Below are 21,095 nucleotides of genomic sequence, written 5' to 3'. Positions count from 1 at the left end.
CAGCCCGCCACCGTGCCCTCAGGGCCAAGTTCGTGGCGACAGCCAGCAGCCACATGACCCAGCCCCGACACACAGCACACTTTGACCACCTCCGCGGACTGGCGATTGTCGGCGTACTGGTGCACCACGTGCACGTGCATACAGGCATGGGCATCCCCTACCTCAACACCTATGGCGGTCTGCTCGGTGTGCAGCTGTTCTTTGTGCTCAGTGGCTACCTGATTGCCGACAGCGCATCGCGGCATCCGCTGGGCAGCTATGCGTGGCACCGCATCTTGCGCATTTTCCCCGCCTACTGGGTCGCGTACCTGTTCGTGGGCTTTGTCGGGCGGCGCATCGCCTGGGCCCAAGTCCAAGACAATCCAATTGCCTTCCTGTTGAACCTGCTCAACCTGCAACAGCTCGACCCTGTGGCCTTGATTGACTTTGACGTGCTCAGTGTCAGCTGGACGCTCACGATCGAAGTTCTGTGGTACCTGCTCGCACCATTGATCGTCTGGGTCGGCCGAAAGCGCCCTTGGGCCGTGCTGCTCATTTTGCTTGCCGTGTCTGCCAGCTGGACATGGCTGGCTTCCACGGGTCGGCTCGATGCGCTCTTTGCCCAGCGCTTTTCCGAAATTCAACGCCCCCACACGCCTGGCCAGATCCAGTTGTTTGTCCAAGCCGGCTTCCCGGCTCAAGCTCTGCACTTCGGCTGGGGCGCACTGCTCTATTTCTACCGTGATCGCCTGGCCTCCGTGCCCAAGTGGTTGCCATGGGCCGTGTCGCTCGCATTGCTCGCCCTTTTGCCGGTCTACATAGGGCTCACACCCTTTTCCCTCCTGATTTCGGGATTGGGCATGGCCGCCTTCATGCTGGCCGTCCTGGGGCTGCCCGCGTTTGAAATCGCACCCCTGGCCTGGACGGGCAAGGTCTCGTATTCCATCTACCTGTTGCATTTCCCCATCATCGTCTACTGCCATCACAAGTTTGGGGGGCTGGGCGCCGCAAACCTGGTGGTGATTGGCCTGCTGATCGCGCTCTGCGCCGCTGTGATGCACCGGTTGGTCGAAGCGCCGGGCATGGCCCTAGCCAGACGCATCACCCGTCCCAAGCCGGCTTGAACAAGCCCACCTCATAACGGTCGGCACCCCATAGCGGACTGCCATGCCTGGCAAATGATCGCACGCGACACCTGTGCGAGGGCAAGGTCGGGCATCATTGACCGATTCAGGGCATCCGCCCACAGCAGGTTGGTTGCCCCACGCACCACGCCACGGCGCCCCGATCTGGTTGCCCACATCCCCACGCACAGACAGGTTGCTCTGCCAAGTGTTTCTTCAAGGACCCTCGGCATGACCGAAATCGCCACCGAGCCCGAACAAAGAACAGGTTTGTCCGACCCCGTCAAAGGCCTACTGTTCGGGTTGGGGGCGGTGTTGATCTGGGGCAGCTCGCTGGCCTTCGCCCGCGCGGGCATGACCCAGGGACTTGCGGCCATGGACTTCGCCCTGTTCCGGTACGGGAGTGCAGGTCTGGTCGTGTTGCCCTGGCTGTTGCTGCACCAGCCGCGCACGCTGGCAGGTGTCGGCTGGCCCAAGGGCATTGCACTGGCGGTGCTGGTCGGTCCGCTCTTTATCTTGCTGGGCGCCGGAGGCTATGCCTTCACGCCTCTGGCCCACGGCGCCGTGATCCAGCCGGCTTTTGCCATGATGGGCACCACCGCGCTGGCCGCCTGGGTGCTGCGCGACCGGCCGCCCCGTGCGCGCCTGCTTGGCATCGGCGTGATGGTCGTGGGACTGGCCGTGATCGCAGGGCCCGGCCTGTTCGAGGGCACCAGCCAGGCACCGCTCGGCGACGCCATGTTTGCCTTCGCCGGCCTGCTGTGGGCCAGCTTCACGGTATTGACCAACCTTTGGCGGGTCAAAGCGCTGCCAGCCACTGCGGCCATTTCGGCGGTGTCGGCCCTGTTCATCATCCCGGTGTACCTGCTGACCCAGGATCTGAGCCGCATCGGCGCCATGCCCATCGCCGATCTGCTCATCCAGGTACTGATTCAGGGGGTGCTTGCCGGTGTGGTGGCCGTGGTCTGCTTCACCCGGGCCGCCGAACTGCTCGGCGCGGCGCGGGCTGGCATTTTCCCCGCCCTGGTGCCGGCGGCCACCATTCTCATTGGCATCCCCGTGACGGGTGAGTGGCCCACCCCGCCCCAGTTGACCGGGTTGATGCTGGTTTCACTCGGCCTGCTCATGGCCATGGTGCTGCGCCCTCGCCGAAGCTGAGGCCCGGCCCGCCACTGCAAGTCAAGGTCTACCCGCCATGGGGTAGGCCCTGCAACCATCCCGGCTTATCATGTCAGGTTGCCCATTTCACGCCACCCGCTACAGCCGGGACCCCCGCCTTGAACCAGAATCTGCCACCTTTGCCCGTCCCGCCTTCGGCCACCAACGCCACACTTCCTCCACGCGGCAGCAGCCTTTCTGTGCGCGGGGCGCGCACGCACAACCTCAAAAACATCGATCTCGACATTCCCAAGCATGCGCTGGTGGTGATCACCGGGCTGTCGGGTTCAGGCAAATCGAGCCTGGCGTTTGACACGCTGTACGCCGAAGGCCAGCGCCGTTATGTGGAAAGCCTCTCGGCCTACGCACGGCAGTTTCTGCAACTGATGGACAAACCCGATGTGGACCTGATCGAAGGCCTGTCGCCCGCGATCGCCATCGAACAAAAGGCCACCAGCCACAACCCCCGCTCTACCGTGGGCACGGTCACCGAGATCCACGACTACCTGCGCCTGCTCTATGCCCGCGCCGGTACGCCGCATTGCCCCGACCACGATCTGCCGCTGGCGGCGCAAAGTGTGGCGCAGATGGTGGACACGGTGCTGGCCATGCCCGAAGGCACCAAGCTGCTGATCGTGGCGCCCGTGGCGCGCGAGAAAAAGGGCGAATTTCTCGACCTGTTTGCCGACATGCAGGCGCAAGGCTACGTGCGCTTCCGGCTCAATGGCGAAGTGGTCGAAGCGGAAAACCTGCCAGCGCTGAAAAAGACCGAAAAACACAACATCGATGTGGTGGTGGACCGCATCAAGGTGCGCGCCCACGACGAAGCGGAAGAAGACAGTGACGTCGCAGCGCCGCCCCAAGACGGCGCGGCCCCCTCGGGGGGCAACGACCCGCGCAGCGGTGGAGCGCGGGGGCCCAATGCTTCCAACCCCTTGCGCCAGCGCCTGGCCGAGAGTTTTGAAGCGGCCCTGCGCCTGGCCGAAGGCCGCGCGCTGACGGTGGACATGGACACCGGCGCCGAGCAAGGCTTCTCCGCCAAGTTCTCCTGCCCCCTGTGCAGCCACAGCGTGGGCGAGCTGGAGCCCCGTCTGTTTTCGTTCAACTCGCCCATGGGTGCTTGCCCCAGCTGCGACGGCCTGGGCCACACCGAGGTGTTTGACCCGGCGCGCGTGGTGGCCTTCCCTTCGTTGAGTCTGGCCAGCGGTGCCATCAAGGGATGGGACCGGCGCAACGGCTACTACTTCGCCATGATCGAAAGCCTGGCGGCCCACTACAAATTCGATGCCGAAGGCCCCTGGGAAGCGCTTCCCGAAGCGGTGCAGCAGGCGCTGCTCTACGGTTCGGGCGAAGAAGACATCAAGTTCAGCTACGCGCTGGAATCGGGCGAGCGAGCGGGCAAGAAGATCAACAAGAAGCACCCGTTCGAAGGCATCATCCGCAACTTCGAGCGCCGCTACCGAGAGACCGACAGCGCCCATGTGCGCGAAGAGCTCGCGCGTTACCGCGCCACCCAGTCTTGCCCCGATTGCCATGGCACCCGCCTGCGCAAGGAAGCGCGCCATGTGTTCGTGGGCGAGGGTGAACAGCGCCAACCGATCTACAAGATCAGCCACATCACCCTGGGCGAATCGCTCGCCTATTTCAGCAAGCTGCACTTGTCTGGCGCCAAGGGCGACATCGCTGCGCGCGTGATCAACGAAATCCGCCAGCGGCTGAAATTCCTGAACGACGTGGGCCTGAACTACCTGAGCCTGGACCGCAGCGCCGACACCCTGTCGGGCGGCGAAGCCCAGCGCATTCGCCTGGCGAGCCAGATCGGCAGCGGCCTGACAGGTGTGATGTATGTGCTGGATGAGCCCAGCATCGGTCTGCACCAGCGCGACAACGACCGCCTGATCGCCACCCTGCAGCACCTGCGCGATCTGGGCAACACGGTGCTGGTGGTCGAACACGACGAAGACATGATCCGTTGCGCCGACCATGTGATCGACATGGGTCCGGGCGCGGGCGTGCATGGCGGCCATGTGATGGCCCAGGGCACCTGCGCCGAAGTGATGGCGACGGCAGGCTCACTCACGGGTGAATATCTGAGCGGCGCGCGCGAGATTGCCGTACCCAAAAAGCGAACTCCCTGGTTGCCTGTGGTCAAAACCAAAGCCTACGTGGCGCCAGCCAAAGCCCGCTTCGCACCCAGCCCCGCCGCCGAACGCCGCGCAGCACGCGAAGCGGCCCACATGGCAACGCTAGGCGAGCTGCAGGAAATCCGCGTGGTGGGCGCCAGCGGCCACAACCTGAAAAACGTCAGCGTGGCCTTCCCCGTGGGCTTGCTCACCTGCGTGACCGGTGTATCCGGCTCAGGCAAATCAACCTTGGTGAACGACACGCTGTATGCGGCTGTGGCGCGCACGCTCTACCGCTCACACGACGAACCCGCCGCACACGATGCCATCGAAGGTATCGAACACTTCGACAAGGTCATCAACGTCGATCAAAGCCCCATCGGCCGCACGCCGCGCAGCAACCCGGCCACCTACACCGGCCTGTTCACCGGCATTCGCGAGCTGATGGCGGAAGTGCCCGCCTCACGCGAACGCGGCTACGGCCCTGGCCGCTTCAGCTTCAACGTGGCCGGAGGCCGCTGTGAGGCCTGCCAGGGCGACGGCGTGGTCAAGGTGGAGATGCACTTTTTGCCGGATGTCTATGTGCCTTGCGAAGTCTGCAACGGCCAGCGCTACAACCGCGAAACACTGGACGTGCAATACAAGGGCAAGAACATCGCTCAAATTCTGAACATGACGGTGGAGCAGGCCTACGCCTTCTTCGGCGCAGTGCCCACGCTGCACCGCAAGCTGCAAACCCTGATGGACGTGGGTCTGACCTACATCCAGCTCGGCCAGAGCGCGACCACGCTCTCAGGCGGTGAAGCCCAGCGCGTCAAACTCGCGCTGGAGCTGAGCAAACGCGACACGGGCCGCACCCTCTACATCCTTGACGAACCCACCACCGGCCTGCACTTTGCCGACATCGAGCTGCTGCTCAAAGTGCTGCACCAACTGCGCGACGCCGGCAACACCATCGTCGTGATCGAACACAACCTGGATGTCATCAAAACGGCAGACTGGCTGATCGACATGGGGCCTGAAGGCGGGGCTGGCGGCGGCACCGTGGTCGGCCAAGGCACCCCCGAAGATCTGGCAGCCAATGAAGCCAGCCACACCGGCAAGTACCTGGCCCGCTTGCTCAACCGCTGACAAGCCTAGCCGGGACCAAATCAACAACGAGCGAAAGGCTCACAGCCAAGGGCACCGCGGAACCGGCCCTGCCGGGCCGCCAGTGCCGCCCCCCGGGGGTGACGCCGAAGGCGGCGCGGGGAGAGATCATCCATCGCGGCGCGGAGGGTCATCTGCTGCGGTAGGCCAGCCCCACACTCAAACCATGGGTTGTGACCCGGCCCACCAATGGGCTATGGGCTGCGCCGCGCAGCAGTTGCGACAAATCAAGGCCACCAAAAGTGACCCAGTTTTCGCTGATGGCATGGGTGAACTGCACGCTGGTTCGGAAACTCTCCCAGCCACTGCCCAGCAGGTAAGGCGTGCGGCCGGTGTCCATGGCAGATGCAGAACTGATGCCGTATTGGGTCTGCAAATACCGCCCGTTACCCCACGTGGTTGACGTCGACAAGTCCCAATGGGTGTTTTCGGATACGCGCCAGCGATACCCAAACCCCTGGCTCAAACGAAGCCCGCCCGCGCGGCCCAGAATGTCTTGATCAATAGACGATCTCCAGCTCCAGCGCGGCCCCAGGGGTCGGCTGACGGACAGGCGTGCGCGCAAGGTCGTGCGCACGTCGGGAAGGCCCGCCAGCTTGGGGTCCGCATCAAAACTTCGCCCATTGTCCACACGCAAGGAAGCACCCAGGCGCCAATCGCTAAGCAGGTCGAAGTCGGCGCTGAGACCCGTTTCAAGCTTTTCCCTGCCCGCGCTCATCAAGCTGGATGCGCGCGAACGGGACACCCGCACAGAGCCCAGCTGAAAGGCCCACATGGGCTTGAGCGTGTACTGTGCTTTGGCATTGCCCACATGGCTGGAAGAGGATGCCATAGAGGCGCCAATCAGATAACCCTCATCGCTCTCAGGTACCGTCAACGCTCCGGTCGCCAACGAAGCCTGGCCAGTGCATAAACCCATCGACAACAGTGCCAGACCACGAAAGCTTGAATATCTCATGTAGCGATCATAGCCACCCCTTGGCACGACCCTGGTCGGGGCGCCTTGACCGGCTGTCAAGCCCTGGAGCTGGGCCGCTCCGCGACACGGTCCCGCCACGCCTGCAAGGCGACAAACCCTTCCGCCCCCGCATTGAAGCGCATCAGCTTGGCAAACTCCAGCGCCACAAAGGCAGTGATATCGGCGATGGTGAAGCGGTCACCCGCTACCCAGGGTTGCCGTTGCAACTCTCCATCGAGCCAGCGCGCGATGTCGCGCAGCTTCTGGCCTTGAGATTGACCAAAATCAGGAAATTGCGGCTTTTCCAGGGGCGCCAGACCGGGATGGGTGTGGCGGATGCAGTTGGCGATTGGCATCAGGAAATACCACTCGATGCGCCGATCGGCCATTTCAATGAACGCGCGCTCCGTGGCGTCAAACCCCATGAGGTTGGGCTCGGGGTGCAGGCCCTCCATGTAGGTGCAGATGGCGCGGGTCTCGGTGAGCATCCGGCCATCGTCCAGTTCCAGTGCCGGTACCCGCGCCAGCGGGCTCTTGGCCAGATAGGCGGCCTGCTTGTGCTCTTGCGCGTTGAGATCCACATTGACCAGATCCAGACCATTGATGTTTTTTTCCACCAGAAACATCAACACCCGCCGTGGGCTGGGCGCACGAGGCGAGACGAACAGCTTCATGGTGCGCTCCCTTTGTGTTGGGCCAGGGGCTGGGTGTCACGGCCCATTTCCACCAGTTTGCGAGCCTCTTCGGAAAACCGCTTAGCCGCGACATCGCCATCGCGGCCCAGGTCGATTCTGGAAGGGGGTTGCTCGATGCCCCTGGCAACCGCAGGCCGGGCCCGAATCGCGTCGCGCCAGCGCTTGAGGTGGGGCAAATCGTCAACATCCACACCCGACCATCGGTGGGTGCGTACCCATGCCCAGTTGGCGATATCGGCGATCGAATAGTCGCCGGCCAGAAACTCGTGGTCTTTCAGCCGCTCGTCGAGCACGCGAAACAGGCGCTTGCTCTCCCCCTGATAGCGGTCGATGACCGCTGGGATCTTCTCGGGAAAATAGCGGAAGAACACATTGGCCTGCCCCATCATGGGCCCAATGCCGCCCATCTGAAACATCAGCCACTGCATCACCAGCGAACGCCCTTTGACATCCACCGGCATCAATTGACCGGTTTTTTCGGCGAGGTAAATCAGGCAGGCGCCCGACTCGAACACGGCGAAGTCATCGGCTTCGTGGTCAACAATGGCGGGGATGCGGCCGTTGGGGTTGATGGCCAGAAAAGCGGGCTGTTTTTGCGCCCCGCTGGCGAGATCAAGCACCTCCAGTTGATAGGGCAAGCCCAGTTCTTCCAGCGCGATGGAAACCTTGTGCCCATTGGGCGTGGCGGCGGTGTAGAGTGAAATCATGCGGTCGGCGCCTCGGTGACTGGGATCGCCGCATGGTACGCCTGGGAACCACTGGTCGGAGTCGCCCGCATGACGACCCCGTCCTTCCCGCTGCTTCAGGCTCGGGCGGCGTTCAGCGTATCGCGCGTGCGCTGCGCCTCGGCGCGTGCCGCCTGGGCAAAATCGCTGCCCTGCGAGGCGTAAAGAATGGCGCGGGAAGAGCTCACAATGACCGGCCCCGTCACGGTACCCGACGCGTCCGTGCGAAGACCAGCACGCACGGTGGCCTCGGCGTCGCCACCCTGCGCACCCACACCCGGGATCAGCAGCGGCAAGGTGGGCGCCAGCTCTCGCACCCGCTCGATTTCTTTCGGATAGGTCGCGCCCACCACCAGTCCCAACTGCCCATTTTCATTCCAGGGACCTTGGGCCAGACGGGCCAGGTGTTCGTACACCAGGGGCTGGCCATCCACCGATGCCAGGCGCTGGTTTTGCAAATCGTCTCCACCTGGATTGGAGGTACGGCACAGCAGGATGGCGCCTTTGCCGTGGTATTTCAGATAGGGCTGCACCGAATCAAACCCCATGAAGGGCGACAACGTCACGGCATCGGCACCGTATCGTTCAAACGCTTCGATGGCGTATTGCCCGGCGGTGCTGCCGATGTCGCCGCGTTTGGCATCCAGAATCACCGGCACATGGGGCGCCGTCCGCTTGATGTGCGCCACCAGCCGTTCAAGCTGCTCTTCGGCTCGGTGGGCCGCAAAGTAGGCGATTTGCGGTTTGAAGGCCATGGCCAGATCGGCCGTGGCGTCAACGATCGCGGCGCAGAAATCGTAGATGCGGCTGGCGTCGCCCTTGAGCTGGGCGGGGAAGCGGGCGGGATCGGGGTCCAGCCCCACACACAAAAGGGAGTGGTTTCGCGCTTCGGCGCACTGCAGCATCTGGGTAAAGGTCATGGCGCCATTTTATTCGGCGCCCCAGCCTCTATCCACTCAACCCGGCATGGCTTCGCGCAAAAACGCCTCCACCACCGTGGCCAGCGCCACTGGTGTCTCGTCCATGGGGTAGTGACCCGCATTGCTCATGACCTCCAGGCGTGCGTTGGGGTAGTGCTGCAACCAGGTGGCTTTGCAGGTCTCTGCGCCCAATGCGGGATCGTGCTCACCCGCCACGACCAAGACCGGCAGTGCCTTGCCCTGGATGCGCTCGGCAAAAGGCGTCTTGGCCCATGCTGTGAGGTACGCGTCAAACGCTTCGATATCGGTGTGGACCAGCGAACTTTGGGCCATGGCGTCCAGCCAGGTACCGGTGAGCCGACCGCCGGTGGTGATGTTGAGAATCTCGCGCCTCGCGCCCACGTCTTTGGCCGCGCTGGAAAAGAACCCCCAGCCCGCTTCGTCAAATGGCACACCACTGGCCGGCACCGGCGTGATGCCCACCAGCGCCTGCACGCGGTCGGGCGCATCGGCCAGCACCATCTGGATCGCCCCGCCACCCATGGAGTGGCCCATCAAGGCAAACGTTTTCCAACCCAGCTCATCGGCCAGAGCAAGGGCGTCTGAAGCGATCTGAGCGAAGGTGTAAGGACCTCCGCTGCCTTTTCGCTTGCCATAGCCGCGCTGATCCATGAAGGCATAGGTAAAGGACTTGGTGTCGAGGCTTTGCACGAAGGGCCCCCAGCCCTGCGCATGACCGAACCAGCCATTCAGTGCAATCACGTGACGAGGGCCGGAGCCGACCACATGGGCGAAGTTGCTGTTGCTCATAAACATCTCCTCATATTGGATTCTGTGTCTAACATGATGCCCCAGAGCACCGCCCACGCCAAGCGGCGATCGCGGGCAGAATGTGCTGTCCTCCCTGGCCCATACCTTACCCAACCACCACATGCACGCCCTGACCCGCCAGCAACTGATCCTGCTCGTTCTGCTGACCGTGGTGTGGGGGTTGAACTGGCCCGTGATGAAGTTCGGCGTGACCGGCTACCCGCCCTTGAGTTTCCGCGCCATTTGCATGTGGATCGGTGTGCCGGTGCTGGTGGTGGTTTTGATCATCAAACGGGTGCCGTTTCGAATGGCACGCGAACACTGGGGCGAGCTTTTCAAGCTGGCGGTGTTCAACATGTTCTTCTGGCACTCGCTGATCATCCTGGCGGTGCAGTCGCTGTCCAGCGGACGGGCCGCAATTCTGGGCTACACCATGCCGATTTTTTCGGCCGTGATTGGCGCAACGCTGTTTGGCCAGCGCCTGCCCGGGCGCGCCTGGGTTGGCGTGGCTGCCGCCGCCCTGGGCGTCGTGTTGCTGCTGTGGCATGAAGTGACAGCCCTGACAGGTGGCCCCGGTGGCGTGGCCATGATGCTGGTGGCCGCCAGCGCCTGGGCGTTGGGCACACAGATGCTGCGCCGCACGGCATTGCCTTATCCCACACTCACCCTGTCATTCTGGATGACCGTGTTGACCACGCTGTGGATCAGCTTGCTGTCGGTGGTCTTCGAGCGGGACGCATGGTCAGCGCCCACGCTGCCCATCTGGGGCGCCATCGTCTACAACGCGCTGGGCGTCTTCGCATTTGCGCAGGTGGTCTGGCTCTCACTGGCGCGCGACTTGCCACCCATCGCATCGACGCTGTCAGTGATGTTGATTCCCGTGCTGGGCGTGTTCAGCGGGGCATGGTGGCTGGGTGAAGTGCTGCACTGGCAGGACTGGGCCGCCGTGGCCCTGGTCCTGGTGGCTATCGCAGCGGTGCTGGCCCCGTCGCGCAGAGCGCCCCCACCCCTCCCCGTTTGACGTCATCCGCCTGAAGCCGGCGCCTCGGGATCCAGCGCCGGCAAAGCTGGCTTGCCAGCAATCAAGTCTGCGGCCTTCTCGGCGATCATGATGACGGGCGCGGTGGTATTGCCGCCGACCAGCGTGGGCATGATGGACGCATCGACCACGCGCAGGCGCTGCACGCCGCGCACCCGAAGCGACTCATCCACCACCGCCATCGCATCGCTGCTTGGCCCCATTTTGCAGGTACCCACCGGGTGGTATTCGGTGTCGCCCGAGCGGCGGATTTCGCGCTCAATGCCGGCCGGATCATCGCCACTCACTGAGTACACCATCTCGCCCCGGTAGGCATCAAACTCGGGCCCTTGCATGGCCTCCATCGCCCGCTGAACCCCTTTGACCAAGACCGGCATGTCATCCGGATCGCTGAAGAAGGCGGGGTCGATCAACAGCGAGACCGTCGGATCCTTGCTCACCAGTTTCACCTGGCCCCGACTTCGTGGCCGCACCAGCGTCACATGCACGCTGTAGCCATGGCCCAGGTGGGTCTTTCGGTTGTGGTTGTCAACGATGCCCACGATGAATTCGAACTCCACATCGGGCCGGGTCGACTCGGGCAACACCCGACAAAATGCGCCCGACTCCGCCACGTTGGACGTGATCACGCCAGAACGCTTGGTGCGCCATTCGTTCATGCCTTTGAGCAGCGCCACGCCCCCCTTGAGGGAAATGCCCAGCGTACCTTCGGCCGTTTTGGCCCGCCAGATGAGCGTGGCCGTGATGTGGTCTTGCAGGTTCTGGCCCACACCCGGCAGATCGTGCACCACGGGTATGCCCAGCGTGGTCAATTCCTTGGCTGGCCCCACACCCGAGAGCATCAGCAGCTGCGGTGAGCCATAGGCGCCACCACTCAAAATCACCTCGTTTTTTGCCGCCACATAGCGCTCGCTCTTGTTCTGGGTGAAATGCACACCCTGGGCCACCTTGCCATCCATGGCCACGCGACTCACCACCGCGTTCGTGATCACGGTGAGGTTGGGCCGAGCCATGTTCGGTGTGAGGTAGGCCCGGGCCGCGCTGCAGCGCTCACCCTTGATTTGCATCACCTGCGTGGGCCAGCAGCCTTCATGCTGCAGAGCGTTGTAGTCCGGCGAGCGCGGGATGCCCACGCTTTCACAGGCGCGCAAAAACACCTCGTTGAGCGGGCTCGGACTGGGCAAGTGCATCACGTTGAGCGGCCCGCCCACGCCCCGGTAGGCGTTGGCTCCAGTGGCCTCGCTGTTTTCAAGTCGTTTGAAATAAGGCAACACGCTGGCGTAATCCCAACCGGCATTGCCGAGCTCGGCCCAACCGTCGTAATCGCTGCGGTGACCGCGCACAAACATCATCGCGTTGATCGACGTGCTGCCGCCCAACACCTTGCCGCGCGGCTGGTAGCCCTTTCGCCCATCCAGACCGGGCTGAGGCAAAGTCTGAAACTTGTAGGCGTTGCGCCCCAGAGGTGCACCCAACGCGAAACCCAGCGGCGCATGAATCAACACACTCTCATCGCGTCCGCCAGCCTCCAGCAAGCAGACCGTCACCTCGGGGTTTTCGCTCAAACGACCCGCCAGCACACAGCCCGCAGCCCCCGCGCCGACGATCACATAGTCATAGGTTTCGGTTGTCATTCAGGCGATACCGGCTAGGCTACTTGGTCATGAACGCCAGCACCTTGTCGGCCAGCTTGCCGTAGGGCGGCATGATGAATTTCAGGCTGGAGAAACGCGCCTGGTAGAACACCGGGCGCAGCTTGGAGAAGGTGTCAAAACCCTCCTTGCCATGGTAGTGGCCCATGCCTGAAGCGCCCACGCCGCCAAACGGCAAATCGTGTTGACCCACATGGAACAGCGCGTCGTTCACCGACACGCCACCCGACATCACATGGTCAAGGATGTGCTGGATGGTTTCCTTGTTCTCACTGAAGGGGTACAGCGCCAGCGGTCGGTCACCGGCATTGATGAAGGCGATCACATCGTCCAGCTTGTTGTAGCCGCGAATCGGCAAGATGGGGCCAAAAATCTCGCGCTGCCACAGCGCGCTTTCTTGCGGCGCGCCCAGCACAATGTGTGGCGCGATCTTGCGCGTGGCGCGGTCGAATGCGGGGCCGGGAATGAGTTGCACCAGGGTCGCGCCGTGCGCCTTGGCATCGTCGAGGGCCGCGATCAGGCGGTCGAAAGAAGGCTCGTCGATGATGGAGGTGTAGTCCGGTGAATCCAGGCTCGGGTAGCGCGCCGGCACGATTTCCTTGGCCAGTGCCACGTAAGGCTCAATGCTCGCGTGCGGCAACCAGAGGTGGTCGACGGTGGTGCAAATCTGGCCCGCGTTCAAACACTTCACAAACAGCGTGCGCTCGGCGGCGAGCTTGAGCGGAAAGTCTTCGCAAACGATGGCGGGGGCCTTGCCGCCCAGTTCCAGCGTCACAGGGCAGAGATTTTTCGCCGCGGCGGCCATCACCGAGCGGCCAGTCTGGCCGGAGCCGGTGAAAATCAGATGGTCAAAAGGCAACTGGGAGAACGCCACGCCCACACCACCGGTTTCAGCGAAAAACTGCAGCTTTTCCGGCGGGAAATAGCCCGGCATTTTTTCCATCAACAACGCTGTCAGGTTGCGCGAGTTCTCGCTCATCTTCACCATGGCGCGGTTGCCCGCCGCGAAGATGTAGGTCAGCTGCACCATGGCCAGGTTGATGGGAAAGTTCCACGGAACAATCACACCAACGACGCCCAGGGGTTGCGGAATCACGCGGTTCTTGGCGCCCATGAAGTTGCGCATATCCACCCCACGGCGCTGCGGCTTCATCCAGGCGCGCAAATGCTTGAGTACATGGCTCACGCCATCGATGGCCGGGAACATCTCGGCGAGCAGGGTTTCGTGTTTCGACCGGTGGCCGTAGTCGGCGCTGATGGCATCACACAAAGCATCTTTGTTCTCGCGCAAGAAGCGCTGCAAGGCCAACAGGTCTTCACGGCGCTGGGCCAGCGTGGGCACCGGGTCGGCGCGATAGGCCGCGCGCTGGCGTTCGAGCGAAAAAGTCAGCGCGTCTTGCGTGGCGCGGTCGGTGGTATCGGAATCGGTAGAGGCGTTGAATGGCATGGCGTGCGTGAACGGTTGGTGGCAATCCTGTGCGCCTCGACGCGCAGGCACGACCCAAACAGCTTAAGGCAAGCGTGCCTTTCACGCGACCTTTGCACCAAAAACCGCCATAGACACCCGCGCAACAGAGGCGCCAACCACGTGTGCAAGGGCGTTGGAGGCTGCAAAGGCAGGGCAGCACGGCCGGCGCATCCTGGCCAGCTGTCACCAATGGGCAAGTCGGGACTGCCCTCAAGGCTCAGAATGAGCCCACAGCCTGTGCGCTCGACAGCGCCGGATTGCCTGTGTTCAACACCCGTTCCGAGGAGATCGCCAATGTCACACCGAGCCACCTTTACCCGCATGGAAGACAGTACTGCCGCCGACTGGCAGGCCATTGGCGGCGAGTTCATGCAATTCGCGGGCAAGCTGCCCGACCGCATCATCACCCACCTGCGCCTGCTGGAAAACGACTATGGCGGCTTCCCGATCGACCGCTACACCCATTGCCTGCAAACCGCCACGCGTGCGCTGAAAGACGGTCGCGATGAGGAATATGTGGTGTGTGCCTTGCTGCACGACATCGGCGACACGCTGGGCAGCTACAACCACGCCGATATCGCAGCCGCCATCGTGCAGCCCTTCGTGAGCGAAGAGAACCACTGGATGGTCAAACACCACGCCATCTTCCAGGGCTACTTTTTCTTCCAGCACATCGGCATGGACCGCCACCTGCGCGACAACTTCAAAGCCCACCCCGCCTACGAACGAACTGCCGAGTTTTGCGCGCTGTACGACAACCCGGCCTTCGACCCCAAAGGCGAGACGCTGCCGCTGGCCGAGTTTGAACCCATGCTGCGCCGCGTGATGGCCAGCCCCAAACAATCGCTTTACAAATCTGCCTCGGTACTGCAACCCGCAACCGCCTGAGCGCCCATCTGGAGACACCATGAACATTCCATCCCTGCAAGGCAAGGTCAGTGACGAAGAATGGCAATTGCGCGTTGATCTCGCTGCGGCTTACCGGCTGGTCGCGCTCTACGGCTGGAGCGACCTGGTTTTCACCCACATCAGCGCCCGCATCCCCGGCCCGGAACACCACTTCCTGATCAACCCCTATGGCCTGATGTTCGATGAGATCACGGCCAGCAGCCTGGTCAAGGTAGACCAGGCCTGCAACAAACTGAGCGATTCACCGTTCCCGGTGAACCCCGCCGGCTTCACCATTCACAGCTGCATCCACGCCGCACGCGACGACGCGGGCTGCGTCCTGCATACCCACAGCCGTGCGGGTGTGGCGGTCAGCGCGCAAAAGTGCGGCGTGCTGCCGATCAGCCAGCAATCCACTTTTGTGCTCAGTTCGCTGGGCTACCACGGCTACGAAGGTGTCGCCCTGCGGGAGGACGAACAGCCGCGCCTGCAAGCCGACCTGGGCATGAACAACTATCTGATGCTGCGCAACCACGGCCTGCTGACCGTGGGCAAATCCATTCCCGATGCATTTCTCTCGATGTACATCTTCGAGAACACCTGCCGCATCCAGATCGATGCCCAGGCGGGTGGCGAACTGGTGACTGTGGACCCACGCATTCTCGATGGCATGGCTCAGGTTATGAAAACGGCCACCGCAGGACTGGGTGCCAATCTTGCCTGGCCGGCTTTGCTGCGCAAGGTGGAGCGCAACGATCCTGGCTACAAGTCCTGAGGCGTGGTGGCACGGTCCACCACGTCCATCGCCAGACACAGGTCGGCCCAGGCCTTGGCTTTGTCGGCCTGAGTGCGAAGCAAGGCGTTGGGGTGGTAGGTCGCGATGACCGGCACAGCTTCAAACAGGTGCTCCCGACCGCGCAACCTGCCTAGATGGTCGCGGCTCTGCGTCAACACCTCACAGGCGAAGCGCCCCATGGCAATGATGACCTTGGGCTTCACCAGCGCCACCTGGCGGGCCAGGTAGGCCGAGCACTGCGTGAGCTCTTCCGATGAGGGTATGCCGCTGCTGGGCGGACGGCACTTGACCACCGAGGTCAGGTAGGCGCCCCTTTCCCGGCTCTGGCCCACGGCACGCAACATGTTGTCGAGCAACTCGCCCGCGGGGCCCACAAATGGTTGGCCCTGGGCGTCTTCCTCTTCTGATGGTGGATCGCCGACCACCAGCCAGTCACCATTCACATCGCCCGTGCCCCATACGGCATGTTTGCGGCGTTGGCACAAGCCACACGCCTGGCAATCGCTCACTGTGGCCTCCAGAGCGGCCCAGTCCATGGCTGCGATGCCTTCGGGCATGGGCTTGAGTGAAGACGTTTTCGGTTCGACCACCGCAGATGCGGGTCGGGGTACCGGCGGTGCCACAGCCCTGGCAGGTGCAGCGGGCTCACGTGGTGCCACTGGCGCCTGAACAACCGCAGGCGGTGGTGCAACGGGTCGGTCGATGGCAACCACCTTCGGTACTGCCCGGGGCGCCCACACGCGCACCCCCATCTCCGCCAGCATTGCACGCTGGCGCGCATCAAGATCGGGCACAAAAGACGTATCAGGCGGCTCCGCTTGCGGGGCTTGTTCACTCATCGCTGTTCTCTTCGTTCGCTGTCAAAGCCAGACTCATCACCACCGCGTCTTCGCGCTGGAAGTGCCCTGCTGGATAGTAGCCCTTGCGCAGTCCCACCGCTTGAAAGCCATGGCTGTCATACAGACGGCGCGCCGGCACATTGCCTGCGCGCACCTCCAGCCACAACCATTCGGCCCGTTGCCCGCGCGCCCAGAAAACCAGTGCGTCCATCAAACAGCGCGCCCAACCTTGTCGCTGGTGTGCCGGACTCACCGTCACATTGAGCAAATGAACTTCTCCCACCCCGGGCATGGCCACGATGTAGCCCAGCAAGATGCGCCCGTCGGCCCGCTTGGGCCACACAGTCTCCCGCTCGCCGGCTTCTCCCAGCAACAGAATGGCCGGATAGGCTGAAGCCAGCGAATCGGCAAAGTGTTTGTGTGACCACGGGTGGGCGTAGGCCGCTTTCTCTACCTCACACACCGCGTCAAGATCGGTCTCCAGCATGGGCGCAAACACCACGCGGCGTGCTTCGCCCGGAGTGGGGCGATCGCCCCCTGGCGACCCTGGCCAGCCAGCCAACGACGCGGCATCTCCAGACGGTTGTTGTTTCGGTGGCATCAAAGCCATGGCTCACCCTGCCGCGCTGGCCGTCTGAGCCAGTCGCAAGCGCTCGCGCTCATCGGTGGTCTGAGCCACTTTGTCGCGCACATACAGCGGCATGGCCTCGTGAGCAGCCACGGCCAACCCTTCGCGCAACAGGGCAGGCGCCAATCGCAACAAGGCGGTCGCGGTGGGCCAGGCTGCCTGGCGCTGGCCGGGCAAACCCATCAGCGCGTCGCCGTAAGTGTCAAACACATTGCCGGCCAGCAACACGGCGGGTTCTGAGGCGCCCGGGATGGGCTGCAGAAACGCGGCCAGCTCCGCAGGCGCACACAAACGGGGCGCCTGCAGCGGTTCGCTGACCACGCGCTGGTGGCGCACGGCATACACCGCCACATACACCTCACCCATACGGGCATCGAGCATGGCCACGATCACCTCCGGCACGGCCCCCCCGGCTTGCTCGCTCAGCCAGCGTGCCTCTTCGGCCAGGGCCAGCAGCGTGTCGACCGGCAACACAGGCAACCCGCCTTCAACCCCCTGCGCTTGCGCCCCGTAGGCCAGGCCTTGCGTCACGGCGCAGGCGGTGCGCAGACCGGTGAACGACCCTGGCCCCCGTGCAAAAACAACCGCCGCCAGCTCCGCCAGCGACCACCCCGCTTCGCCCAGCAATTGCCCGACCGTGGGCAACAAATTCGCCGATGACTGAGCCGCGCCGGGGCCGCTGTAGCTCAAAGACAGCCCCCCAGGGGACCCATCGCCAACCGCCACCGACATGCGATCGGTGCTGGTCTCAATGGCCAGCAATCGCAATGGCGGGGAGGGGGAGATGGCGGGGGAAGACATCCGGGCATTATCGCAACGCGGGGAACCCATGCTCAGCCCGTGCGCTTTGTCGCGCGGACGGGTGTCATGGCGTGTCCATCCCCCAAAGGGCCTTGACCCCACGCCATAATCATCCGAGATGTCACACACCGCTTCGTCACCCTCATCTTCACGCCCCCCTCGGGCCCGCGCGGTCTCACGCCGGATCACACCATGGTTCCTGATGGGCCTGCTTGGCCTGAGTGGGGGTTCCCCCGGCGCGCAAAGCCTGAACCACCCCTTCAACCAAGGCGTCGGCACACCGGTACAAGGTGCTGCAGAGGCCGGGCCTACCCTGACGCTGTCGCCCGGTCTGGCTCTGCCTGCACCGCGCGCAGACACCCCGCTCCCAGCCACCGTACTGGCCGCACTGACCCGCGCAGGCGTGCCCGCCAGTGCCTTGTCAGCCCTGGTGATTCCTGTCAACGGCGCGGGCAGCGATCGACTGCGCTACCAGGCTGACCGGCCGGTCAACCCGGCCTCAGTGATGAAGCTGGTGACCACCTACGCCGCCATGGATATGCTGGGCGCCGATTTCACCTGGCGAACCGATTTTTATACCGACGGCCAGATCGACAACGGTACGCTGCGGGGCAACCTCTATGTGCGCGGAGGCGGCGACCCAAAACTGGTGCTTGAGCGCATACAGGACACCTTTTTTGCCCTGCACAGCAAAGGCGTTCAGGTGATCCTGGGCGACATGGTTCTCGACCACAGCAGCTTTGATTTGCCCTCTCACGATCCCGGTGAATTCGACGGCGAGTCGCTGCGGCCCTACAACGCCAGCCCCGATGCGCTGCTGGTGAACTTCAAATCCGTGGTGCTCAACTTCCAGCCCGATCCGAAGGCTGGCGTGGCGTATGTCACCAGCGAGCCGCCCATGGCCCGCCTGGCCATCGATGCAACCGTGCCGCTCTCGCGCTCAGGCTGTGGCAACTGGCGCGACACGCTGCAGGCACGGTTCGACGACGCCAACACCATCCGTTTTGAAGGCCGTTACCCGCAGCGTTGCGGCGAAAAGGTCTGGCCTGTCGCGTACCAGGAACCCGACAGCTATGCAGAGCGCGCGTTTGAAGGCTTGTGGCGGGCCAGCGGTGGCGCCATCACCGGCCGCGTGCGCGTCGGGCTCGTCCCGAAAGAAGCCAGGCTGCTGCATGAGGCCTACTCACTCCCGCTGACCGACATCATTTCAGACGTGAACCACTGGAGCAACAACGTGATGGCGCAACAGGTGTTTCTCACCTTGGGCAGGCTCGCGCCACCGACCCGCCAGGAGGCCCGCAGCGCGCCCATCGGTACCTTCACCCCGTTGGTGACCGGTCGCTTTGAGCGCTCGCGTGAAGTGGTTGCCCGCTGGTGGCGCACCTCGTTTGGCATCCGCTCGACGCCACCCGTGCTTGAAAACGGCTCCGGCCTTTCCCGCAACGAACGCATCACACCACAGGGGTTGGGCGATTTGCTGCGACACGCGGCCAGACACCCCCAGAGCAACAAATTTATTGAGTCGCTCTCTGTGGCAGGTGTGAATGGCACCGCATCGCGCCTGGCCCGCGGCAGCAACAGCGCAGCGAGAGGCAACGCCTGGATCAAAACCGGCACCCTGAAAGATGTCACCGGTATCGCTGGATATGTCGATGCCACTGGCGGATCGCGCTTCGCCGTGGTCGGCTTCGTCAACCACGCCAATGCCAGCGCGGCCCGCCCTGCTCTGGACGCCCTGCTGGAATGGGCCGCGTCCCAGCCCGACTGACCACCCTGCAGCCCGCTGTTCAGCTCAACAGCCAGCCCGCACTGACCAGCAGCAAAACCACCGCTACCGCGGTCAGCCAGCCCGAATATCCGCGTCGCCGGTATGCCTGCAGCGCCATGGCCTGGCGGCGCGACATCGCAGCATCCACCATGTGCTCAGAACTGGTGTCGGATTGCACGGTGTTGTAGTACTGGTGCATGGTTGTCGAATTGACCGCCAAGGGATCGCTCTCACGGTTCCGGCGCAGGGTGGCTGCTCTGTTCATGGGGGTACCTCTTACTCAAACTGGAAACCGGCGGGGTGCGCAGCGAGGCCTCGCCGCGCCTGACAGAACGAAGCACATGCGCATCCTCCGCCCTAACGAACATATCGGCTGGCTGGTTGCTTTCTTGACCACTTTCACCCATCTGCCACAGACGTTGCTCACGGTTCACCCACCAGGCGAAAGCGGTACCTCGCCGGGCATGCACAACGGCATCAGCGTGGCCGTAGTGGCATGGTTGACCTATGGTCAGTTTTTGAGCGCATGACAGAGAGTGACCGCCAACTTCACGAACCAGACCGTTGCAAGATGACACGCACCGGAAAGCGCCACGACAAACGCCATCCGACCCGACCCGCTGGCTTCAACCTGTCCCTGCTTGTGCCAGACTGGCCTGCGCGGCCGCCTTGACGGCTTGCGTCAGGCGCTGGGCCGACGGCGCCTCTCGCGTCCAGTGTTGCCAATAGAGCACCACGTCCACCCTGGCGCCCGGTACCACTTCCTCCAGACCGGGCAGGTTGGGCAAATGCAAGGCCGGCACCATGCCCCAACCCATGCCCAGCCTGAGCGCGCTCTCGAACGCATCCACCGCAGGCGCAAAGTGGCGAGGGTACTTGGGCTGCTTGAGAGCAAAATGCTGCGCCAGGAACACATCCTGCAATGCGTCTTTTCGATTGAAGATCACGGCCGGCTGAGCCAGCAAACGGTGCGGTGAAATCGCCCCGCCCGGCGTGCGGCAGCGATCCACCACGGCAGGCGCGGCCAGACAGCAATAGCGCATCACGCCCAGGGGCTCGGCCACACAACCCCGCATGGGTTCCGCCAACGTGGTCACACAGCCCATCACCTCGCCACTCTTGAGCGCATCGTGGGTGTGGTCCTGGTCTTCGATCAGGATGTCCAGCAGCAACCGGTGCTTTTGCAACAGCGGCGCCACACCAGGCAAAAACCAGCTCGCAAGGGAGTCGGCGTTCACCGCCACGGCCAGCGTTTGCCAGGAAGCCCGTTGCCCACCAACGCCCCCGCCACCCTGCATGCCGGTCAAGACGTCTGCCTCCATCAGGCGCACCTGCTTCACATGGGCGAGCAATGCCTGTCCGGCCGCCGTGATGCGCACCGTTTTACCCCGCACCAGCAGGCGTTGGCCCAGTTGGTCTTCCAGCGCTTTGATGCGCAGCGAGACCGCTGCCAGGGTGAGCGAAAGGGCCTTGGCCGCGGGGCCAAAACCACCATGCTCCACCACAGCAGCCAGGGCTTCAAGTTGACGGGCATCCAGCATTGTTAAAAATTATTAAATCAATCTAAGTTTAATT

Annotated in this window: 20 protein-coding genes; 8 read left to right on the top strand and 12 right to left on the bottom strand. The window is 63.4% G+C overall.

What is annotated here, in order from left to right:
• Positions 1-53: 53 nt before the first annotated feature.
• From LPB072_RS02220 to LPB072_RS02210, 3 genes are all read left to right on the top strand, one after another.
• Positions 54-1,103, top strand: coding sequence for an acyltransferase family protein (locus LPB072_RS02220; protein WP_082876848.1), 1,050 nt, complete (start codon positions 54-56; stop codon positions 1,101-1,103).
• 231 nt (positions 1,104-1,334) lie between these two features.
• Positions 1,335-2,261, top strand: coding sequence for a DMT family transporter (locus LPB072_RS02215; protein WP_066088961.1), 927 nt, complete (start codon positions 1,335-1,337; stop codon positions 2,259-2,261).
• A gap of 140 nt (positions 2,262-2,401) precedes the next feature.
• Positions 2,402-5,515: an excinuclease ABC subunit UvrA gene (locus tag LPB072_RS02210; protein ID WP_066089137.1), complete on the top strand. Its 3,114-nt coding sequence runs from the start codon at positions 2,402-2,404 to the stop codon at positions 5,513-5,515.
• A 148-nt stretch (positions 5,516-5,663) separates the two neighbouring features.
• Here LPB072_RS02210 and LPB072_RS02205 read toward each other — a convergent pair whose 3' ends face one another.
• The 5 genes from LPB072_RS02205 to LPB072_RS02185 form a co-directional block, all read right to left on the bottom strand.
• Positions 5,664-6,365, bottom strand: a complete 702-nt coding sequence (locus LPB072_RS02205; RefSeq protein ID WP_231943392.1) for a MipA/OmpV family protein — start codon at positions 6,363-6,365, stop codon at positions 5,664-5,666.
• 182 nt (positions 6,366-6,547) lie between these two features.
• Positions 6,548-7,165 (bottom strand): glutathione S-transferase family protein, encoded by a 618-nt coding sequence (locus tag LPB072_RS02200; RefSeq protein WP_066088967.1) that lies wholly within the window; start codon positions 7,163-7,165, stop codon positions 6,548-6,550.
• The gene (locus LPB072_RS02195) at positions 7,162-7,893 is read right to left on the bottom strand and encodes a glutathione S-transferase family protein (protein ID WP_066088969.1); all 732 of its coding nucleotides are present in this window, start codon (positions 7,891-7,893) and stop codon (positions 7,162-7,164) included. The genes LPB072_RS02200 and LPB072_RS02195 overlap by 4 nt, the downstream gene beginning before the upstream one ends.
• Before the next feature lie 95 nt (positions 7,894-7,988).
• Positions 7,989-8,831 carry an orotidine-5'-phosphate decarboxylase gene (gene pyrF / locus LPB072_RS02190; RefSeq protein WP_082876851.1) on the bottom strand — a complete coding sequence of 281 codons (843 nt, stop codon included), beginning with the start codon at positions 8,829-8,831 and terminating at the stop codon, positions 7,989-7,991.
• Positions 8,832-8,867: 36 nt separating this feature from the next.
• Positions 8,868-9,641, bottom strand: a complete 774-nt coding sequence (locus LPB072_RS02185; protein ID WP_096349056.1) for an alpha/beta fold hydrolase — start codon at positions 9,639-9,641, stop codon at positions 8,868-8,870.
• A 121-nt stretch (positions 9,642-9,762) separates the two neighbouring features.
• On the opposite strand from LPB072_RS02185, the gene LPB072_RS02180 reads away from it, so the two are divergent.
• Complete coding sequence (locus tag LPB072_RS02180; protein WP_066088978.1) at positions 9,763-10,662, top strand: DMT family transporter; 900 nt, start codon at positions 9,763-9,765, stop codon at positions 10,660-10,662.
• Positions 10,663-10,664: 2 nt separating this feature from the next.
• Here the strand turns inward: LPB072_RS02180 and LPB072_RS02175 are convergent, their stop codons facing one another.
• Both LPB072_RS02175 and LPB072_RS02170 read right to left on the bottom strand, forming a co-directional pair.
• A complete protein-coding gene (locus LPB072_RS02175; RefSeq protein ID WP_066088981.1) occupies positions 10,665-12,314 on the bottom strand; it encodes a GMC family oxidoreductase in 1,650 nt (549 codons plus the stop codon).
• A 19-nt stretch (positions 12,315-12,333) separates the two neighbouring features.
• The gene (locus tag LPB072_RS02170) at positions 12,334-13,779 is read right to left on the bottom strand and encodes a coniferyl aldehyde dehydrogenase (protein ID WP_066088984.1); all 1,446 of its coding nucleotides are present in this window, start codon (positions 13,777-13,779) and stop codon (positions 12,334-12,336) included.
• A 315-nt stretch (positions 13,780-14,094) separates the two neighbouring features.
• On the opposite strand from LPB072_RS02170, the gene LPB072_RS02165 reads away from it, so the two are divergent.
• Complete coding sequence (locus LPB072_RS02165) at positions 14,095-14,688, top strand: HD domain-containing protein (protein WP_066088987.1); 594 nt, start codon at positions 14,095-14,097, stop codon at positions 14,686-14,688.
• 19 nt (positions 14,689-14,707) lie between these two features.
• Positions 14,708-15,463 carry a class II aldolase/adducin family protein gene (locus tag LPB072_RS02160; RefSeq protein ID WP_066088990.1) on the top strand — a complete coding sequence of 252 codons (756 nt, stop codon included), beginning with the start codon at positions 14,708-14,710 and terminating at the stop codon, positions 15,461-15,463.
• Here LPB072_RS02160 and LPB072_RS02155 read toward each other — a convergent pair.
• The 3 genes from LPB072_RS02155 to tsaB are packed head-to-tail and all read right to left on the bottom strand — an operon-like array spanning position 15,451 to position 17,752.
• Positions 15,451-16,323 carry a uracil-DNA glycosylase gene (locus LPB072_RS02155; RefSeq protein WP_066088993.1) on the bottom strand — a complete coding sequence of 291 codons (873 nt, stop codon included), beginning with the start codon at positions 16,321-16,323 and terminating at the stop codon, positions 15,451-15,453. The genes LPB072_RS02160 and LPB072_RS02155 overlap by 13 nt on opposite strands.
• Complete coding sequence (rimI, locus tag LPB072_RS02150; RefSeq protein ID WP_407927778.1) at positions 16,316-16,924, bottom strand: ribosomal protein S18-alanine N-acetyltransferase; 609 nt, start codon at positions 16,922-16,924, stop codon at positions 16,316-16,318. Before rimI ends, LPB072_RS02155 begins: the two co-directional genes overlap by 8 nt.
• A gap of 12 nt (positions 16,925-16,936) precedes the next feature.
• Positions 16,937-17,752 (bottom strand): tRNA (adenosine(37)-N6)-threonylcarbamoyltransferase complex dimerization subunit type 1 TsaB, encoded by an 816-nt coding sequence (gene tsaB, locus LPB072_RS02145; protein ID WP_066088996.1) that lies wholly within the window; start codon positions 17,750-17,752, stop codon positions 16,937-16,939.
• A 118-nt stretch (positions 17,753-17,870) separates the two neighbouring features.
• Here tsaB and dacB point away from each other — a divergent pair, with 118 nt between their 5' ends.
• The gene (dacB, locus tag LPB072_RS02140) at positions 17,871-19,520 is read left to right on the top strand and encodes a D-alanyl-D-alanine carboxypeptidase/D-alanyl-D-alanine endopeptidase (RefSeq protein ID WP_231943391.1); all 1,650 of its coding nucleotides are present in this window, start codon (positions 17,871-17,873) and stop codon (positions 19,518-19,520) included.
• Between the two features lie 19 nt (positions 19,521-19,539).
• Here dacB and LPB072_RS02135 read toward each other — a convergent pair whose 3' ends face one another.
• Positions 19,540-19,785, bottom strand: coding sequence for a hypothetical protein (locus LPB072_RS02135; protein WP_066088999.1), 246 nt, complete (start codon positions 19,783-19,785; stop codon positions 19,540-19,542).
• Positions 19,786-19,861: 76 nt separating this feature from the next.
• Here LPB072_RS02135 and LPB072_RS02130 point away from each other — a divergent pair, with 76 nt between their 5' ends.
• Positions 19,862-20,050, top strand: coding sequence for a PQ-loop repeat-containing protein (locus tag LPB072_RS02130; RefSeq protein WP_066089003.1), 189 nt, complete (start codon positions 19,862-19,864; stop codon positions 20,048-20,050).
• Positions 20,051-20,146: 96 nt separating this feature from the next.
• On the opposite strand, the gene LPB072_RS02125 is transcribed toward LPB072_RS02130, so the two are convergent.
• A complete protein-coding gene (locus LPB072_RS02125; protein WP_066089006.1) occupies positions 20,147-21,061 on the bottom strand; it encodes an HTH-type transcriptional regulator ArgP in 915 nt (304 codons plus the stop codon).
• Between the last annotated feature and the right edge of the window lie 34 nt (positions 21,062-21,095).

Source organism: Hydrogenophaga crassostreae (assembly GCF_001761385.1).
In the GTDB taxonomy this organism is placed as follows: Bacteria; Pseudomonadota; Gammaproteobacteria; order Burkholderiales; family Burkholderiaceae_C; genus Hydrogenophaga; species Hydrogenophaga crassostreae.
The sequence above is the reverse complement of the archived record's forward strand: the minus strand, read 5'-3'. Positions and strand labels throughout refer to the sequence as shown.

What these genes read in the sequence shown, in the direction of transcription:
- LPB072_RS02220 (WP_082876848.1), top strand. Translation starts at nt 54, where the DNA reads ATGACCCAGCCCCGACACACAGCACACTTTGACCACCTCCGCGGACTG.
- LPB072_RS02215 (WP_066088961.1), top strand. Translation starts at nt 1,335, where the DNA reads ATGACCGAAATCGCCACCGAGCCCGAACAAAGAACAGGTTTGTCCGAC.
- LPB072_RS02205 (WP_231943392.1), bottom strand. Translation starts at nt 6,365, where the DNA reads ATGGCATCCTCTTCCAGCCATGTGGGCAATGCCAAAGCACAGTACACG.
- LPB072_RS02200 (WP_066088967.1), bottom strand. Translation starts at nt 7,165, where the DNA reads ATGAAGCTGTTCGTCTCGCCTCGTGCGCCCAGCCCACGGCGGGTGTTG.
- LPB072_RS02195 (WP_066088969.1), bottom strand. Translation starts at nt 7,893, where the DNA reads ATGATTTCACTCTACACCGCCGCCACGCCCAATGGGCACAAGGTTTCC.
- pyrF (WP_082876851.1), bottom strand. Translation starts at nt 8,831, where the DNA reads ATGACCTTTACCCAGATGCTGCAGTGCGCCGAAGCGCGAAACCACTCC.
- LPB072_RS02185 (WP_096349056.1), bottom strand. Translation starts at nt 9,641, where the DNA reads ATGAGCAACAGCAACTTCGCCCATGTGGTCGGCTCCGGCCCTCGTCAC.
- LPB072_RS02180 (WP_066088978.1), top strand. Translation starts at nt 9,763, where the DNA reads ATGCACGCCCTGACCCGCCAGCAACTGATCCTGCTCGTTCTGCTGACC.
- LPB072_RS02175 (WP_066088981.1), bottom strand. Translation starts at nt 12,314, where the DNA reads ATGACAACCGAAACCTATGACTATGTGATCGTCGGCGCGGGGGCTGCG.
- LPB072_RS02170 (WP_066088984.1), bottom strand. Translation starts at nt 13,779, where the DNA reads ATGCCATTCAACGCCTCTACCGATTCCGATACCACCGACCGCGCCACG.
- LPB072_RS02165 (WP_066088987.1), top strand. Translation starts at nt 14,095, where the DNA reads ATGTCACACCGAGCCACCTTTACCCGCATGGAAGACAGTACTGCCGCC.
- LPB072_RS02160 (WP_066088990.1), top strand. Translation starts at nt 14,708, where the DNA reads ATGAACATTCCATCCCTGCAAGGCAAGGTCAGTGACGAAGAATGGCAA.
- LPB072_RS02155 (WP_066088993.1), bottom strand. Translation starts at nt 16,323, where the DNA reads ATGAGTGAACAAGCCCCGCAAGCGGAGCCGCCTGATACGTCTTTTGTG.
- rimI (WP_407927778.1), bottom strand. Translation starts at nt 16,924, where the DNA reads ATGCCACCGAAACAACAACCGTCTGGAGATGCCGCGTCGTTGGCTGGC.
- tsaB (WP_066088996.1), bottom strand. Translation starts at nt 17,752, where the DNA reads ATGTCTTCCCCCGCCATCTCCCCCTCCCCGCCATTGCGATTGCTGGCC.
- dacB (WP_231943391.1), top strand. Translation starts at nt 17,871, where the DNA reads ATGTCACACACCGCTTCGTCACCCTCATCTTCACGCCCCCCTCGGGCC.
- LPB072_RS02135 (WP_066088999.1), bottom strand. Translation starts at nt 19,785, where the DNA reads ATGAACAGAGCAGCCACCCTGCGCCGGAACCGTGAGAGCGATCCCTTG.
- LPB072_RS02130 (WP_066089003.1), top strand. Translation starts at nt 19,862, where the DNA reads ATGCGCATCCTCCGCCCTAACGAACATATCGGCTGGCTGGTTGCTTTC.
- LPB072_RS02125 (WP_066089006.1), bottom strand. Translation starts at nt 21,061, where the DNA reads ATGCTGGATGCCCGTCAACTTGAAGCCCTGGCTGCTGTGGTGGAGCAT.